Origin of the sequence: Faecalicatena orotica, assembly GCF_905197545.1 — a bacterium.
GTDB classification, from domain to species: Bacteria; Bacillota; Clostridia; order Lachnospirales; family Lachnospiraceae; genus Faecalicatena_A; species Faecalicatena_A orotica.
This window is the reverse complement of sequence record NZ_CAJJZH010000011.1, coordinates 58,631-73,288: the sequence shown is the minus strand read 5'-3', so window position 1 is coordinate 73,288 and position 14,658 is coordinate 58,631. Positions and strand designations below refer to the sequence as shown.

Sequence of the window (14,658 nt, the reverse complement as noted above, 5' to 3'; positions counted from 1 at the left end):
AACTCTATAGCACATGAAAATGGGGCTTTGTTTCGCCATACAGCCAGTATAAAAGGTACCCGGTCAGCAGGATGCCAAGCAGGCATAAGCCCGAAAAAAGAATGGTGAAGGGGGCGCATATCTGCCCGAACAGCTGGAACGGCTGGTCCGAGTAATCCCATACATTCCATTTCAGCCATTTGTTGACTATGATTCCCGTGATGAATTCTCCTGCCGTTACAAATAATGTGCAGCGCAGCAGCTGGAGCCACAGTGGGTCCTCCCATTTGATCCAGAGTCCCTGCTGCCCGAAAAAGACAAGGCAGAGTCCCCCGAGTACAAACATGGACCAGTGTGAAAATCCCCTGAAAATCATCTCGAATGAATAATAAATTGTCCCGCCCAGTGCAAATAACACCAGATATTCGCTCACCTTCTTCACAGAAAAAACGTCCTCCTATATATCATTCCGGTCTGTTGCTGTCATTGATATATAGTTTGGACGTTTTTGCCTGAAATATAGTTGGAATTTATTCCTAATCTCCATACGGCATCCATTTTCTTTTATGATTCGCGTACCAGTTCTCCGATATAATAAAAACCTTTGCATTCTTTCAGTTCTACAGGTACGATTCTGCCAACCAGGCTTTCATCTCCCGGAAAATGTACGAGCAGGTTATTGCTCATTCTTCCGGTCATCAGGGACGAATCATGGTCATTCACAGTTTCGACGAGAACCTCCTGAATAGTATCCGTGTATATACTGCAGACTTCGCTGGAGATATGCTGCACCTCCTTTAACAGACGGTCAAAGCGGTCTTTTACCACGTCCGCCGGAACCTGGTCTTCCATTACCGCTGCGGGCGTGCCTGTCCGTTTGGAATAGATGAAGGTAAAGGCACTGTCATAGCGGACCTTTCTGACAACATCCATTGTCTCCAGAAAATCTTCCTCTGTCTCACCGGGAAATCCGACAATGATATCCGTAGTAAGGGAGATGTCCGGCACTGCGGCTCGAATTTTTTCAACCAGTTCCAGATAATGCTCTTTCGTATACCTGCGGTTCATCTTTTCCAGAATCCTTGAACTTCCGGACTGGACAGGTAGATGCAGGTGCCTGCATATTTTTTTCGAAGTTCTCATGACCTCGATCAGTTCATCGGAAAGATCTTTCGGATGGGAAGTCATGAAACGGATCCGTTCCAGTCCCTCGATTTTTTCAATCTCCATGAGGAGCTGTGCAAAGCTCATTGGGTGCTCAAGTGTCTTCCCGTAGGAATTGACATTCTGTCCGAGCAGCATAACTTCAACGACACCGTCATCGACAAGCCTGCGTATCTCGCGGATGATATCCTCCGGGTTCCGGCTCCTCTCCCGCCCTCTTACATAAGGGACGATACAGTAGCTGCAGAAATTATTGCAGCCAAACATGATGTTGACACCCGATTTAAAGGAATACTTCCGCTCACTCGGCAGGTCTTCCACGATCTTATCCGTATCTTTCCAGATATCAATGACCATCCGTTTCGATTCCATGCGGGTTACAATCAGCTCGGCAAACTTAAAAATGTTGTGGGTTCCGAAGATCAGATCCACAAAACGGTAGCTTTTCTTTAATTTTTCAACTACCTCAGGTTCCTGCATCATGCAGCCGCAAAGGCCAATCAGCATGTGCGGGTTCTTCTTTTTCACCCTGTTTAACTGTCCCAGCCGCCCATAGACACGCTGGTTGGCGTTCTCGCGGACCGTACAGGTGTTGTATATTACAAAGTCTGCCTTTTCTTCATCCGGTTCCTCCACGTAGCCGATCTGCTCGAGAATGCCGGAGAGCTTCTCAGAGTCTCTGGCATTCATCTGGCAGCCGAAAGTGGTCACACAGAAGGTCAGCGGCCTTCCGGCTTCCTGAGACTGCTTTTTTAAATATTCTTTTGCCTTTGCGATAAAATAGTACTGTCTTTCCGGCTCTCTGGCCGGAGCCTCTTTTGACAGGTCAATCGTCGTATAATCAATCGTGTTCATATGTATGAATCCTCTTCTATCATTCATTCGTTATGTAGCAATGGTGCATGTCAGATAAACTGGTTCCTCCCTGCATCATATTCATAATCAATCATTTTAAGCCTGCCGGACAGTTCTGTTCTTGATATATCCATATCATCACACAGATCGTCCAGTGTCCTGTAATAATCTCTGAGCTTTGTGTTAATGACACCGAGCAGAATGACCGGGTCAGCCGGAAGTTTGTTTAACATGTGTATATCTCCCTTTCTGTTATAATCATCTCCGGACGGATGTCATGTTCCCTGGATGGGATGGCGTCCAGACATTGTATGGAATAAGCAAGTGCGATCGTCCGGTAGTCAGGATGGCGTTTAAGATAGGCATCGTAAAATCCTTTTCCATAGCCGATGCGCCGCCGGTTCTTATCAAAGGCAACACCGGGCATGACCACCAGCACATTTTTACCGGAATCAGGATTCCCGGCAGGTCTGTCTTCATCCGGTTCCGGAATGCCGAAATATCCTTTTTTCAGATCAGCCAGACTCTCTATATAGAAAAACTCCATCCGCATAAAGGGCCCGCTGTCCGTAAGAATTTTCGGAACGGCAAGCTTCCTGCCTGATTTCCAGACATGTTCCAGTATCCCGTATGTTATGACCTCTTCCTCAAAGGAAACGTAACAGTATACCTCGTCTGCCTGCTGGTACAGCGGCTGGTCAAAGAGCTTGTCCCTGATCAGGGCGCTGTATTTAAGCCGCTCATCTTCAGGAAGGGCGGCTCTCTTTGATCGGACTATTTTTCTAATTTCCTTTTTTGATTCCAAACTTCTCACCCAGATTCGTGACGCTTCCGTCTTTTTCCTCAATGTCAATTCTGTCGAGCTGGCTGCGGAGATTTCTCCGAAAGGAATCCACATACTCCTGACGCAGGATCTTCTGTTCCTTTTTTTCGGCATCAGTCAGCCCTTCAGCCTTTGATTTCCTGTATAATTCATTAATTCGTTTAATCTTTTGTTCGTCCATTTGTATCTCCTTTTTGTAAACCAACCTTTATATTACACTATTTGATACCATTCGTCTACTTGTCAGCTCGAATAATTTTCTAAAAATCCGTAAAGTGCTTCCTCTGTTTCCATATATTTCGCACCCCTGATTTCCTCCTGCACTTCCTCGGGCAGGTCTGTAAGCGGAATATTGGTAACCTCGAAAATGGTCTTCTTATCATAGAGATAGACTACTACATAGCCGTGCAGTTCACATATATAGTATCCTTCGTTCTTAGTTGCTTCACCTTTTGTCGTGACGCTCTCCGTATTTTGTTTAGGAATCTCGGACTCCACTCTGGCCTGCTGCCTGTCCAATGCTAATTTATAGCTTAACTGGTAACCAATCCCGATTGCGGAAACAAGCAGGAACACACCCGCAAAAAAGCCAATACAGTATCTCGGTTTCATAAGGATCCAACTCCTTTTTTACATACAGTATTGGCTTTTTATATAAAAAATATACAGTTTTACACTTTTTCATTATCCTTCTTTACGAGGAAGAAGGTGGAAGCGGCGGCAGATTCTTAAAAGCTTATAACCCTGCGGCAGATCCTTGATGTCCTGTTCCGTAAGCGTTCCCAGTTTCAAAATACTAAAGGCGTATACAGCCACGGCTGCAAGGACGGATATCATCGTTGCCACGACGCGCCCCGGGAACACGATAGCCAGCACAAGATGCACGGCATAAGTCACGATACCCATGATCACGGCGGCGATCAGCGGTTTGACAAAGGTCCGCTCCATCTCCTGCTTATAACCGCTCGCCTTGCCGATTGCCCTTGCATTTAAGAAACACATGCAGACGGCGAAAACGATATTGCTTCCAACCAGTGCGTAAATATTCCATTTAAAAACAACGAGCATGAGCAGTAACGCAGCGATATGTATAACAAGTGAAATCGCCGCGTTCTTTGCGGGCGTTGAAATCCTGTCCAGTCCCTGCAGAATGGAGTTGGACACGGTGGACCAGCAGTAGAATACTACGGTAACCGCCCCCAGGGAAAGGAGAAGCGCCGGTGTTTTACGGGAGTCATTAAATAAAAGTACCATAAGCGGTGAAGCCAGCACGACAAAACCTACAAAACACGGAATCGCCACCAGCATGGTAAACCGGATGGTCTGGCTGATCTTACCATGTATCAAAGTCTTATTGCCTGTCGGGACAGCCGCCGTCAGACTCGGGATGACAGATGCCGCCAGTCCGTTCGCCATAGCCATTGGAACATTAATCAGGGTATTATACTTCCCGGTATAGATTCCCTGGAGCGCCATATACTCCTTCTCGGAAAATCCCTGTGCAGCCATAATTTTATTAAAAAGCGTCAGGTCAATTAACTGGTTGATATTATAGATTGCCGTACTAAATATAACCGGAACCATAGTAAGAAGCAGGATCTTCAGGATACGGCTGTAACTCTCCTGCCGTCTCGTCCTGTCCGTTTTAAGCTGCCGGCGGATGACATTCTTGAATGCAAATAAAGCAAAAAGCAAAAACAGGAGCCCTGCCAGTGCACCCATAATTGTACCAACGGTTCCACCTGCCGCACCGTAGGCGGGTCCTAAGAGTTCTTCGTTATTTTTTTCGGCGGCGCCTGCCCCGATTTTAAACAGCACACTTGCCCCGACCAGACTGATCACGGCATTGATGATCTGTTCAATGACCTGTGACACCGCAGTCGGGACCATGGTTCCGAGTCCCTGAAAATACCCGCGCAGCACACCCATGACGGATACAATGAACAGGCCGGGAGCCAGTACCTTCAATGCATATACACTCAGCGGGGATTCCATCAGGTGTGTGGAAATGGCATCCGCGCCGAAAAAGATGAAAAGTGCCACGACGGCGCCTATCACGATCGAAAATGCCAGCGCACACGTAAATACCCGGAAAGCATTCCTGCGCTGCCGCATTGCCATTCTGGCGGAAACCAGTTTGGAGACAACGATCGGAAAGCTTAAAGAAGAAAGGAGCAATGCAAGGGAATATACCTCAAATGCATAACCATAAAATCCGTTTCCTTCATCCCCGAGTATATTTGCAAGCGGAATCCTGTATGCAACACCTATAATTTTGGTGAGCATGGCAGCGGCGGCGAGTATGGCTCCCTGCATCAGGAAATCATCTTTTTTCTTCTTTTTATTCTTATGTGTTTCAGCCATAAAGTCCTCCGTTTATTCAGCTACCGTAATATCTGAATCTTTTCTAAGATCTCTCTCTGCTTCTGTTCCATCTGGATGCGTTCGTCCTCCTCCATATGGTCATAGCCAAATAAGTGTAACATACTATGGGCGATCAGGAAAGCATATTCTCTCTTCGGAGTGTGGCCGTATGCTTCTGCCTGTGCAAGGACCTTATCTTTGGAAATCACGATATCCCCCAGCATAAGCTCCCCGGATTCCGGATTGAAGCTGTCCCCCGGATTCTCTTCGAGGCCGGAAAAATCTCCCGGTGTGCCATATTCCAGCATCGGAAATGACAGGACATCTGTTGCCCTGTCAATCTGGCGGAACATCTGGTTCATCTCCCTGATATCTTCATCAGTTGTCAGAAGCAGATTAATCTCCGCCTCATAAGGACATCCTTCGTATTCCAGTGCAGCCTCTATGACAAGCTCTGCGGTTTCTTCAGTATCAAACGGCAGTCTGACTGCCCCTTCTTCTTCCATGTATAGACTCATTACTTTCTCCTTTTGCCGCTGTTTCTCCTGCCATCCTTATTACCCGGCCGGATACTTTTCTTTTCATATTCTTCATATGCCTTAACGATCTTCTGCACAAGCGGGTGCCTCACGACATCCTTGCTCGTCAGTGTACAGATACTGATATCGTCGATATTTTTTATGACATTAACCGCTACATCGAGTCCTGAGACTGTTCCTGGCGGCAGGTCCTTCTGTGTGGTATCGCCTGTGATAACAACCTTGGACCCAAAGCCGATACGGGTCAGGAACATCTTCATCTGTGCGGGGGTTGTGTTCTGCGCTTCATCCAGAATAATGAAGGCGTTGTCAAGCGTGCGCCCCCTCATATAAGCCAGCGGGGCAACCTCAATCAGCCCTTTTTCAGAATTCTTCAAAAAGCTTTCGGCCCCCATGATCTGATACAGTGCATCATACAGCGGACGCAGGTAAGGGTCTACCTTGCTCTGCAGGTCTCCCGGGAGGAATCCCAGCTTCTCTCCTGCCTCGATAGCCGGACGGGTCATGATGATCCGGCTGACCTCATTGCTTTTAAAAGCCGTAATTGCCATTGCCATCGCCAGATACGTCTTTCCGGTCCCGGCCGGCCCTAAACCAAAAGTAATCATGCGGCTGCGGATCGCATCCACATACTTCTTCTGCCCGAGCGTCTTAGGCTTGATTGGTTTGCCCTGAAGTGTATGGCAGATCAGGTCCCTGTCGATCTCCACGATCCCTTCTTCCTGGTCTTCAAAGACAAGGGATATGGCATAGTCTACATTCTGTTCCGTAATCACGTTTCCGCGCCGGGATAACTCAGTGAGCTGTTCCAGTACCCTCTTTGCCTTTTCGGCGGCATGTCCCTCTCCTAATATTTTTGTCTGTCCGTCACGGGCGATTAGTGTGACGTGAAATGTGCGCTCCATCTTTTTCGCATATGCATCAAACTGGCCGAATACATTTTTCTCGTGTTCGGCCGGTATGTCAATCATCAGTTCTGCCAGACTCATCCTGTTTTTTCCTTTCCATATATATTCTATGTGTATTTTAACACTATTTTTCTTAATTGGAATACCCTTTTCCAGTATTTCCTAAGAAAAAAGAATTAAATTTTCTTTTAATTATTTTCATATTCATTTTATTGTATAACTTTTTCATCCGGATATGTATGATTTCAAAAATTTGTCATAAATCAGGTTGATACCGCTGGATGAAATTTTCTATGAGAAAAAATTAATTTCTAAGATATGTACAGATTGAAAATACTTTCATCGGTGCTAATAAACTGTAACCTTTAATTAATACAAATAATATATCAGATAATTTATTGTGCTTTCATATTATTGAATAACAATATGTAAAATGGTATAATAAATATAAGTAATAAGTAAAATGTTTATTGTAAATGAAAAGGGAGGGCAAAGAAATGGGAACTGAAGTTTTAACAAATAAAAAGTATGATTATATTTGCCGCTATCGTCCTAAGGCTTCCGGATCTGACAGGGATGAATGCAGGGAAATATATCTATCCCGGCAGCAGGCCGCATTATTAACCCTCCTGCACAGGACAAAAAGTTTTCCGGTATTCAGGCTCATGAATATGTATGATACAAGCCATGTATACGCCGAAATGTCAAAAGACCCGTTTTATGTCACCAGTGACATGGAAACGGATGAAGAGATACTCGAATCCTCAGAAGACCTGAGGTATCTGTGCGGGCTCGGACTTTTGGAAATGGATTTCGGCGGGAAGGATAAGATTTATGTCTATCATTCTCTGGAGGATGGGGAATTTTTTAAGACAATCTTACAGAAATACAGCGAAATATCACATGTACACCCACTCATCCACAGAGGCGTTGTCCGTCTGACAGAAGAAGGCAGGACGACAGAACTGATCTGCAGAAGGTAGTCTGCCCCTGCCATGCAAAAAAGGCACCTGTGTTTCAAAGCACAGGTGTCTTTTTGCAACTAATTTTCTTAGATCATAAGATCTTTCTTTTCTAGAATCGCTTCCACTGCCGCACAGGCGGGGCAGTCACAGTATTTTGCCCCGGCAGCCTTAATCTCGCGGGCATGTGCCGCTACTTCTTTTGCCTTATCCGCCCCGAACACCTGGGACCCTGCCTCGGATTCTGCAAATCCGATCAGGTTGTCGACCGGCATGATATCCTCTTCTAGTTCTTCTATATACTTTCTGGTTTCTGCGGCCTCCCCTTCTGTGCCAACAGCATCCAGCCATGCCAGAGCCGCAGCCTTTGTCTCACTGCTGCATGTCGGTGCGTCCACTAATTCGTGTGTCTTCTCAACAACGTAGTTCAATACTTCCTTGTCCATAATTAACACTCCTTTTCCTCCAGAACTTTTCCTATATTTTACCATACTTATCCGGGTAACGCAATTTGAACCTCTTTCCTATTCAAAACCCTATTCAAAACAAGAGAACCAAGCGTTACCATGCACGTCTGGTTCTCCTTTATAGGGATCATTCCTGTGTTTCTTCTGTTCCATCCGAAGTCTTATTCTCAATCTGCATGATTTCGGTGTCCTTCTCCTGTGTGATCCGCTCATTCAGGTATAAGATGCCTTTTGCTGTTGCCGTGTCCTGACCGATATGTATTTTCACACTGTTATCTTTCATCTGGACATCCTTCTCTTCCAGATCTTTGGAGAACAGGCTGAAGTTCTCACTCAGCTGTTTCTGGAGGTCTTCTTTTGTGTGTGGTTTCTCTTTGGAGGTGTATGATCTAACAATCTTACTGCCGTAAGATACAGGGAGGTAGAAATTCTCACCTAATTTCAGCTGGTGCTCCTTTGTGTACATCTCCCATTCTTTATAATCATTCTTCAGTGTGCCCACTGAGAGTATCCGGGAACCGATTTTTAGATAATACAAGCGTCTCTGGGACTTCTCATAGTATTTCTTTTTATATTTTGTGCTGATTGTATCCTCGTAAGCCATCTGTGTATCCGCAAATATATCCGCATCCGAAGTCTGGTACTGGTAGTCGATGACTTCGCCTGCATCGTTCATGACCTCGATCCTGCCGGACACGAGGATATCGCCTTTTGCGACGGTATCTCCGACATGCACCATCGGGACTCCCGTCCGGGTGATGATACTGGTAATCACGCCGTCTTTCGTTGCAACCAGGTCTTTCGGCTGAGCCTGGCTGCTCTCGGTTTTTGGGACTTCCGGGGGAGTGGAATCGGAGGAGGCACTTTTAGGGTCCGCATCCTCTCCGTCCTCCCGGAACGTATCTTCATTTTCCTTGATCTGGATACGGAGCCGGCTGCCGTCAATGGATGCAGATACCCAGACGATATCGTCGTACTCTTTTCGGATTTCTTTTACGATCTGTGCACAGTCAACCTGTTTTTTCGGCATATGGGGAGTGACCTCTTTCGTCTCGAGGAATTCAAGCAGCGTCTCGTTTGTCCATTTTTCGTTTCCCTCAAAATGAATGTCCCAGATAAAGCTGGAATACAGGTATAAAAGCCCGAGACAAAGGAAGAAGCTGATAAAAAACAGCTTCCGCTTCCGGTACCTCTGCAGAAAAAAAGGAAGACCGGCCCTGCCTGTCAGTACCACTTTTGTATGCGTCTTGCGGACGATCGGTCGAAGCTTTCGAAAACCTTTGAGGCTCATATACATCTCATACGCATTGCCGCAGGGAGTCAGTCCCCATATATAAATTTGATGGTGGCTGCACAGATTTAAAAAGCGTTCGGGGGAATATCCCTCGACGCGGACCTTTACATAGCCATGTACATACCGGATGATTGACTGTATCACAGTTTTTCTTACCTCACTTACAATATTCTAGCGAACAAATTCTGCCTGTAATCTTCATTTCATCGTTGGTATAATACTCTATTTGAAGGTTTTTCCCCTGAAGCCGGATCTGGCACCCTTTCGTCTGGACACGGATCAGGACATCCGTGTATTCAATGATGCCGCGGTAATTTTCGATGCAGACTTCCTGACAGCCCACGATTGTGACAACGGCTGCACCGAGGACTACATCCTTTGGCATACTTGCAGCAGATGCCAGTTTTTCTTTGAATTTTTCGTTATCTAAATCTCTGCCCATATAGAAATGCCACACATACGCCCTTTATTTGAAGTATATGTGCGGCACAATTGTCCTATTCTTATGAATTCTTATTTCCGGCTTCTGATGCGGACTGCTGCGGCCATCAAAATAACACCCCCGGCAAGGAGCCAGTATTTTTCGGTATAGCTGCCCTTCGTCATCGAGAAGGGATAGAATACCTTCAGATATTTAGAGCCTGCCCCCATTGCGGTGATATAGTAGAATACAGGGATCATGTAACCCGCAATCAGGTTATCCGTCAGGCTGTAAAACAAAAGTCCGAGCCCTCCCATAAAGATCATTTCCGCGAGTGTCCCTGCATAGTATGCCGGTGCCTCCATCTGGCAGCCATTTATGTGGAGAATTAAGAGGTATACGCCGAGATATAATGCGAGGACAAGCACGGCCTCTATGGCCCGGATGCTGTAAACAGTGCTTATTTTTGTATATTTCGACCGGATCAGGTCTCTTAAATCCGGATTCTGCTCGGGAAGGAAGACAGGGGGGATCAGGATAATCCCGATCAGGGCCACATACATTTCCAGAACCTTGGCAGTGTCCGCCAAAGGCAGGTTCTTTACCCCCAGTACGAGCGGGGAAAGGCAGAGCAGGATGCCTGCTGTGACGGCATGGACGGGCAGGTTATGCCTTATGTTCTCTCTTGCGATTTCCAAATAATTTGCCACGGATATCAAGCCTCCCTTTCCTCTTTAATGAATAGATCCAGACAGTAACTGCAGCGAGCAGGATGGAAATTCCTGCGTACAGCGCCCTGTTTGCAGCCAGCTGGCTGAAACCTGCATGAAAACCTTCATAATTAAACGGTGTGTTGTGTCTGGGAACGAGATCCCAGCCGTATATTCCGCCGTGCATGGCTGACATGGAACTAAAGACAGACAGAAACCACCAAATAAGCTGTACCAGTACACCCAGAGCCGTATCCGTAAGTTCCGTCAGAACCATTCCCACGGCAGTGGAGATCATGGCAGTCGGCATCAGCCAGCCAACACTGTATTTCACGAATGCCAGATAATCCAGACGGATACCTCCTCCTGCAGCTTTGATACATTCGGACAGCGGTATGCAGGAAATGAGAAGAACCGGCAGCATCAGCATTACAATCATGGAAAAGTAACGGCTGAAGATAATCACGGCTGAGGAGGCCTTTCTTGATGCGATCAGCGCCTGCATGCGGGAACGCCTGTCACGCATGCCCCGCGTGGCTGCCAGAAATACGGGCAGTATCCCGAGCATAATTCCCATGTAATCACTAAACAGTCTTGCATATGCACCGGTAAAATGATCTTTTTCTGTCAGGTCATTATATTGCTGCAGTGCCTGTTCATAAGTCATTGGTGTTTTTGCATTTGTTTTAAGACTCTCTTTACTGTAATTGGAACCTCCTCCAAGCATATCGTCTGTTTCTTCCATTAATGCACAGAACCGTTCAAAAGTAAGCCCGTCTTTTGGCTTGACCGGCGAACTGCCGTATACGATCTGGCTGTCTCCCTGGGCCGCTGTCATCGCATCGTCGATCTCCTGATCTGTGGACAGCCCTGTTGTTTCAGTAACAATCTCATGGATCCTCTTTAACTCCTTTTGACTGGGCTTGACTGTTTTATAAAACCCGATCGGGTACGTTGTAAAGGAGCCGCTCCTGTACTCACTGACCAGATATCCAAGCGTTGCCTCCATTGTGGCCTGTTCATCACCGCCTGCGACCATGCCGTAGTCTTCCTGCCCCGGTTCCGGTTTCTCGGCAAATTCCATGCTGCCGAGCTGGGAGTTGAAAAAAATAAGCAGGATCAGGATGATCAGCCAGTAGATCATGCTTTTGGCCGTCTGTTTACATTCTTTTATGAATAGATGTCCAAACATCAGGCCTCACTCCCTTCTCCGTTCATCAGATACATGTAAGCATCTTCTACACCCGCATCACAGCTTTCGGCCGAAGCGAAGGGCTTCTTCTCTGCGATAAAACGGATCATGACATTGTTTCCAAGTGTCAGCATGCTGGTTACGATGTATCTTTCTTTTAATTGCGGAAGTTCGTGTCTGCTGATCTGGGCAGTATAAACTTTTCCGTCAGCCATTTCAATCAGGCCGGAAACGGTTCCCTGATAAAGGATTTCTCCATTATTTAAGACGGCTATCTGTTCGCAGGTTGCTTCGATGTCCCCTACAATATGGGTAGAGAGAATGACGATGCGCTCTTCTGCAATCTCACAGAGAAGATTCCGGAAACGGACTCTTTCTTCCGGGTCCAATCCGGCCGTCGGTTCGTCTACAATAAGAATTCTTGGGTTATGCAGGATCGCCTGGGCGATACCGAGGCGGCGTTTCATTCCGCCGGAAAGTGCCTTTACTTTTGTTTTTCTGTCATTCTGGAGATTCACCTTCTCCAGCAGATATGGAATTCTCTTTCTGCGTTCGGCTGTACTCAGTCCGGAGAGAACGCCCAGATAATCCATTGCCTCATAGACGCTCATATTCGGGTACATGGAAAAATCCTGGGGCAGGTACCCGGTCATCTTACGGATTCTGGCAGAGTCTTCTACCGGAATTCCACAGACTGTAATCCGTCCGTCTGATTTTGGCAGCAGTGTGGCAAGCACCTTCATAAGAGTCGTTTTTCCGGCGCCGTTTCGCCCGAGCAGTCCGAACATTCCCTGTTGAATGGTCAGATCAACCTCCTTTAAAGCCTGTTTCTTTCCATAATATTGATTCAAATGTTCAATCTTAATTTCAGCAGACATTCTTTGATTAACCTCTCTTTCCTGAAGATCCCCGGACTTGTTTTGTCTTAGTCCATTTCATTTTTATGTGATCTTCTTGTCTATGAAGCTATCATACCGAAGAAATGTCTATATTTTCTCTATGAAAACTTAAGATTCTCTTCATTCATTCTTACTGGAAAATGAAGCTGTCACAACCGCACCGCCTTCTATGGAGTTGGCCAGACTTAACTCACCGCCGTGCTTGGCACAAAGCTGCCTGCAGATATGGAGCCCGATTCCAAAATGGGGATTCTCACCGCCATTCTCTTCCGGCAGTTTCCGGTGCTCCCTGTGGTAAGGAAGGAGGGCCTTTTGAAAGTCATATTCTGTAAATCCGCTTCCGTCATCCTGAACGACCAGATACAACATCTCTTCTCTTTCTTCATATTGAAGTGTGACTGTAATCCGTCTGGATGCAAAGCGGATGGCATTTGACAGCAGATTTTCCAGAACCTCCAGAAGGAGATTTACATCGACAGCCGCTTTTTTTGAGGGCAGGGTTTCAGTTTGTCCGCTAAGAATAATTTCCACATCGCCGATCTGGTTCAGTGCAAAGATAACCTCTAAAATTTCACTCTGGATCTGCCCGGGCGTATAGAGTTCTTTTTGTACCGGAATCTCATCAAGGCTGCGGATTCCTTTCATTGTCCTGCTGTACTGTTCCAGACGGCTTAAATGCTCTGACATCAGTCTGAGCGTCTCTAACATTTTCTCCTGACTGATTTTCCCCTGTGGCAAGTAGCGCTCCAGAAAGTCGGAATATCCTTTCAGAACGGTTAGCGGCGTCCTTAAGTCATGGGCAAATGCGGCATTGAGCTGTTTCTGGTTCTCTACCAGCTCCCACATCATTTCCTTATTATGTATGAGTTCAAGCCGCATTTCGTCGAAGGAACGGCAGAGCAGCCCCATCTCATCCCTGCTTTCATATGTCAGGTCAAAATCCAGATTATTCCCCCGGACCTGTTCTGTGCCTTCTTTTAGAATATTCAGAGGTTTTTTCAATCTTTTCTTATAAAAAAGCAGGCTTGCGGCAATAGACCCTGCTACTCCATAGACAAAGGGACTCCACACACGTATCGTGTCGAGCAGGAGCATCCAGAGCCCGTCGTGATTCTGAAAACCAGTGTAACTGTCCGTCCAGAACGGCCACTCCGACAATTTGATGGTAAAGAACCATAATTCGCTGTCACCGCTGTATCTGCTCCAGATCATGCTTTCATACCGGTAGCAGGCCGTTATCGTCAGATAAGACAGTACCGCCCCAGCCGCGGCAAACACGAGGATATATGCGGCGATTGCGCTTCGAAATGACATATTGCGTATTTTATGGCTGACCACAGATGTTTTTTCTTCTAACCAATCCATTTGTACCCCACTCCCCATACCGTTTCTATGTATGTTTTCTTTGTGAACCCGGACAGCTTCAGCCGGATGCGCCGGATATGCTCAGTCACAATGCTGCTGTCACCGCAGCCGTCGTAGCCACGCACTTTCTCATACACCTGTTCCTTGGAAAATACCTGTCCACTGTTCATGGACAAAAGCTCCACAATATTGAATTCTGTTTTTGTCAGGTTCACTGGCCGGTTATCGTAATAAACACAGCGCTCCTCATAGTGTATGGCCAGAGCCCCCTGTACTCTGACAGCCTGTGTCTGATTCTTCCGCTCCTCCCGGCGCAGGTGTGCCTCAACCCTTGCACCCAGTTCCTCGATACTGAACGGCTTAACGATATAATCGTCACCGCCCAGAAGGAGTCCCCGTATCCGGTCCTCCTCCTCAATCTTGGCAGTCAGAAAGACGATCGGGCAGGATACATGGCTGCGGATCATCGTACACACCTCAAATCCGTCAATCCCGGGAAGGTTTACATCCAGCAGGATAAGGTCTGGTTTCATGGACAGCCTGCTGAAAACCTCGGTTCCGTTCGTGGCTGTGATCACCTGATATCCCTGTATTTCAAAATAATCTTTTAAGAGCTGGAGGATTCCAGGCTCATCATCAACTGCTAAAATCTTTTTCATAGTTATGTTCATCCAACTTTCTACAGAGTTCGTGTTGTTATTATACTAATAAATTCT

Annotated in this window: 18 protein-coding genes; 1 reads left to right on the top strand and 17 read right to left on the bottom strand. The window is 46.5% G+C overall.

The window, feature by feature from the left end:
- Nucleotides 1-4 precede the first annotated feature (4 nt).
- From ABIN22_RS19890 to ABIN22_RS19850, 9 genes are all read right to left on the bottom strand, one after another.
- Nucleotides 5-421, bottom strand: coding sequence for a putative ABC transporter permease (locus ABIN22_RS19890; RefSeq protein WP_109730394.1), 417 nt, complete (start codon nucleotides 419-421; stop codon nucleotides 5-7).
- A 122-nt stretch (nucleotides 422-543) separates the two neighbouring features.
- Nucleotides 544-1,998, bottom strand: coding sequence for a tRNA (N6-isopentenyl adenosine(37)-C2)-methylthiotransferase MiaB (gene miaB, locus ABIN22_RS19885; RefSeq protein WP_346910723.1), 1,455 nt, complete (start codon nucleotides 1,996-1,998; stop codon nucleotides 544-546).
- A 50-nt stretch (nucleotides 1,999-2,048) separates the two neighbouring features.
- Nucleotides 2,049-2,231 (bottom strand): DUF4250 domain-containing protein, encoded by a 183-nt coding sequence (locus ABIN22_RS19880; protein ID WP_118618828.1) that lies wholly within the window; start codon nucleotides 2,229-2,231, stop codon nucleotides 2,049-2,051.
- Entirely contained in the window at nucleotides 2,225-2,803 is a 579-nt protein-coding gene (locus ABIN22_RS19875; RefSeq protein WP_346910720.1) for a 5-formyltetrahydrofolate cyclo-ligase, read from the bottom strand. The genes ABIN22_RS19880 and ABIN22_RS19875 overlap by 7 nt, the downstream gene beginning before the upstream one ends.
- On the bottom strand, nucleotides 2,781-3,002 hold the full coding sequence (locus ABIN22_RS19870) for a DUF896 domain-containing protein (RefSeq protein WP_181368610.1): 222 nt from the start codon (nucleotides 3,000-3,002) through the stop codon (nucleotides 2,781-2,783). The genes ABIN22_RS19875 and ABIN22_RS19870 overlap by 23 nt, the downstream gene beginning before the upstream one ends.
- 62 nt (nucleotides 3,003-3,064) lie before the next feature.
- Nucleotides 3,065-3,433 carry a hypothetical protein gene (locus tag ABIN22_RS19865; protein ID WP_346910718.1) on the bottom strand — a complete coding sequence of 123 codons (369 nt, stop codon included), beginning with the start codon at nucleotides 3,431-3,433 and terminating at the stop codon, nucleotides 3,065-3,067.
- A gap of 72 nt (nucleotides 3,434-3,505) precedes the next feature.
- Entirely contained in the window at nucleotides 3,506-5,185 is a 1,680-nt protein-coding gene (locus tag ABIN22_RS19860; RefSeq protein WP_109730399.1) for a putative polysaccharide biosynthesis protein, read from the bottom strand.
- 20 nt (nucleotides 5,186-5,205) lie between these two features.
- Nucleotides 5,206-5,703, bottom strand: a complete 498-nt coding sequence (ybeY, locus tag ABIN22_RS19855; RefSeq protein WP_109730400.1) for an rRNA maturation RNase YbeY — start codon at nucleotides 5,701-5,703, stop codon at nucleotides 5,206-5,208.
- The gene (locus ABIN22_RS19850) at nucleotides 5,703-6,713 is read right to left on the bottom strand and encodes a PhoH family protein (RefSeq protein ID WP_109730401.1); all 1,011 of its coding nucleotides are present in this window, start codon (nucleotides 6,711-6,713) and stop codon (nucleotides 5,703-5,705) included. Before ABIN22_RS19850 ends, ybeY begins: the two co-directional genes overlap by 1 nt.
- 416 nt (nucleotides 6,714-7,129) lie before the next feature.
- On the opposite strand from ABIN22_RS19850, the gene ABIN22_RS19845 reads away from it, so the two are divergent.
- Complete coding sequence (locus ABIN22_RS19845; RefSeq protein ID WP_346910715.1) at nucleotides 7,130-7,615, top strand: hypothetical protein; 486 nt, start codon at nucleotides 7,130-7,132, stop codon at nucleotides 7,613-7,615.
- A 68-nt stretch (nucleotides 7,616-7,683) separates the two neighbouring features.
- Here the strand turns inward: ABIN22_RS19845 and ABIN22_RS19840 are convergent, their stop codons facing one another.
- The 8 genes from ABIN22_RS19840 to ABIN22_RS19805 form a co-directional block, all read right to left on the bottom strand.
- On the bottom strand, nucleotides 7,684-8,040 hold the full coding sequence (locus ABIN22_RS19840) for a molecular chaperone Hsp90 (protein WP_346910713.1): 357 nt from the start codon (nucleotides 8,038-8,040) through the stop codon (nucleotides 7,684-7,686).
- A gap of 148 nt (nucleotides 8,041-8,188) precedes the next feature.
- Nucleotides 8,189-9,499, bottom strand: coding sequence for a sporulation protein YqfD (locus tag ABIN22_RS19835; protein WP_346910711.1), 1,311 nt, complete (start codon nucleotides 9,497-9,499; stop codon nucleotides 8,189-8,191).
- 13 nt (nucleotides 9,500-9,512) lie between these two features.
- Nucleotides 9,513-9,797 carry a YabP/YqfC family sporulation protein gene (locus ABIN22_RS19830; protein WP_109730404.1) on the bottom strand — a complete coding sequence of 95 codons (285 nt, stop codon included), beginning with the start codon at nucleotides 9,795-9,797 and terminating at the stop codon, nucleotides 9,513-9,515.
- A 71-nt stretch (nucleotides 9,798-9,868) separates the two neighbouring features.
- A complete protein-coding gene (locus ABIN22_RS19825) occupies nucleotides 9,869-10,486 on the bottom strand; it encodes a hypothetical protein (protein ID WP_118618838.1) in 618 nt (205 codons plus the stop codon).
- Complete coding sequence (locus ABIN22_RS19820) at nucleotides 10,443-11,678, bottom strand: ABC transporter permease (RefSeq protein WP_109730406.1); 1,236 nt, start codon at nucleotides 11,676-11,678, stop codon at nucleotides 10,443-10,445. The genes ABIN22_RS19825 and ABIN22_RS19820 overlap by 44 nt, the downstream gene beginning before the upstream one ends.
- Nucleotides 11,678-12,556, bottom strand: a complete 879-nt coding sequence (locus ABIN22_RS19815) for an ABC transporter ATP-binding protein (protein WP_109730407.1) — start codon at nucleotides 12,554-12,556, stop codon at nucleotides 11,678-11,680. The genes ABIN22_RS19820 and ABIN22_RS19815 overlap by 1 nt, the downstream gene beginning before the upstream one ends.
- Nucleotides 12,557-12,697: 141 nt before the next feature.
- Complete coding sequence (locus ABIN22_RS19810; RefSeq protein WP_346910708.1) at nucleotides 12,698-13,942, bottom strand: HAMP domain-containing sensor histidine kinase; 1,245 nt, start codon at nucleotides 13,940-13,942, stop codon at nucleotides 12,698-12,700.
- The gene (locus ABIN22_RS19805; RefSeq protein ID WP_109730409.1) at nucleotides 13,930-14,601 is read right to left on the bottom strand and encodes a response regulator transcription factor; all 672 of its coding nucleotides are present in this window, start codon (nucleotides 14,599-14,601) and stop codon (nucleotides 13,930-13,932) included. Before ABIN22_RS19805 ends, ABIN22_RS19810 begins: the two co-directional genes overlap by 13 nt.
- Nucleotides 14,602-14,658: the final 57 nt, after the last annotated feature.

Bases quoted from the DNA above. Each gene is read 5' to 3' on its own strand.
- ABIN22_RS19810 (WP_346910708.1), bottom strand. From the start codon at position 13,942: ATGGATTGGTTAGAAGAAAAAACATCTGTGGTCAGCCATAAAATACGC.
- ABIN22_RS19860 (WP_109730399.1), bottom strand. From the start codon at position 5,185: ATGGCTGAAACACATAAGAATAAAAAGAAGAAAAAAGATGATTTCCTG.
- ABIN22_RS19865 (WP_346910718.1), bottom strand. From the start codon at position 3,433: ATGAAACCGAGATACTGTATTGGCTTTTTTGCGGGTGTGTTCCTGCTT.
- ABIN22_RS19805 (WP_109730409.1), bottom strand. From the start codon at position 14,601: ATGAAAAAGATTTTAGCAGTTGATGATGAGCCTGGAATCCTCCAGCTC.
- ABIN22_RS19820 (WP_109730406.1), bottom strand. From the start codon at position 11,678: ATGTTTGGACATCTATTCATAAAAGAATGTAAACAGACGGCCAAAAGC.
- ABIN22_RS19840 (WP_346910713.1), bottom strand. From the start codon at position 8,040: ATGGACAAGGAAGTATTGAACTACGTTGTTGAGAAGACACACGAATTA.
- ABIN22_RS19880 (WP_118618828.1), bottom strand. From the start codon at position 2,231: ATGTTAAACAAACTTCCGGCTGACCCGGTCATTCTGCTCGGTGTCATT.
- ABIN22_RS19870 (WP_181368610.1), bottom strand. From the start codon at position 3,002: ATGGACGAACAAAAGATTAAACGAATTAATGAATTATACAGGAAATCA.
- ABIN22_RS19830 (WP_109730404.1), bottom strand. From the start codon at position 9,797: ATGGGCAGAGATTTAGATAACGAAAAATTCAAAGAAAAACTGGCATCT.
- miaB (WP_346910723.1), bottom strand. From the start codon at position 1,998: ATGAACACGATTGATTATACGACGATTGACCTGTCAAAAGAGGCTCCG.
- ABIN22_RS19815 (WP_109730407.1), bottom strand. From the start codon at position 12,556: ATGTCTGCTGAAATTAAGATTGAACATTTGAATCAATATTATGGAAAG.
- ABIN22_RS19845 (WP_346910715.1), top strand. From the start codon at position 7,130: ATGGGAACTGAAGTTTTAACAAATAAAAAGTATGATTATATTTGCCGC.
- ybeY (WP_109730400.1), bottom strand. From the start codon at position 5,703: ATGAGTCTATACATGGAAGAAGAAGGGGCAGTCAGACTGCCGTTTGAT.
- ABIN22_RS19850 (WP_109730401.1), bottom strand. From the start codon at position 6,713: ATGAGTCTGGCAGAACTGATGATTGACATACCGGCCGAACACGAGAAA.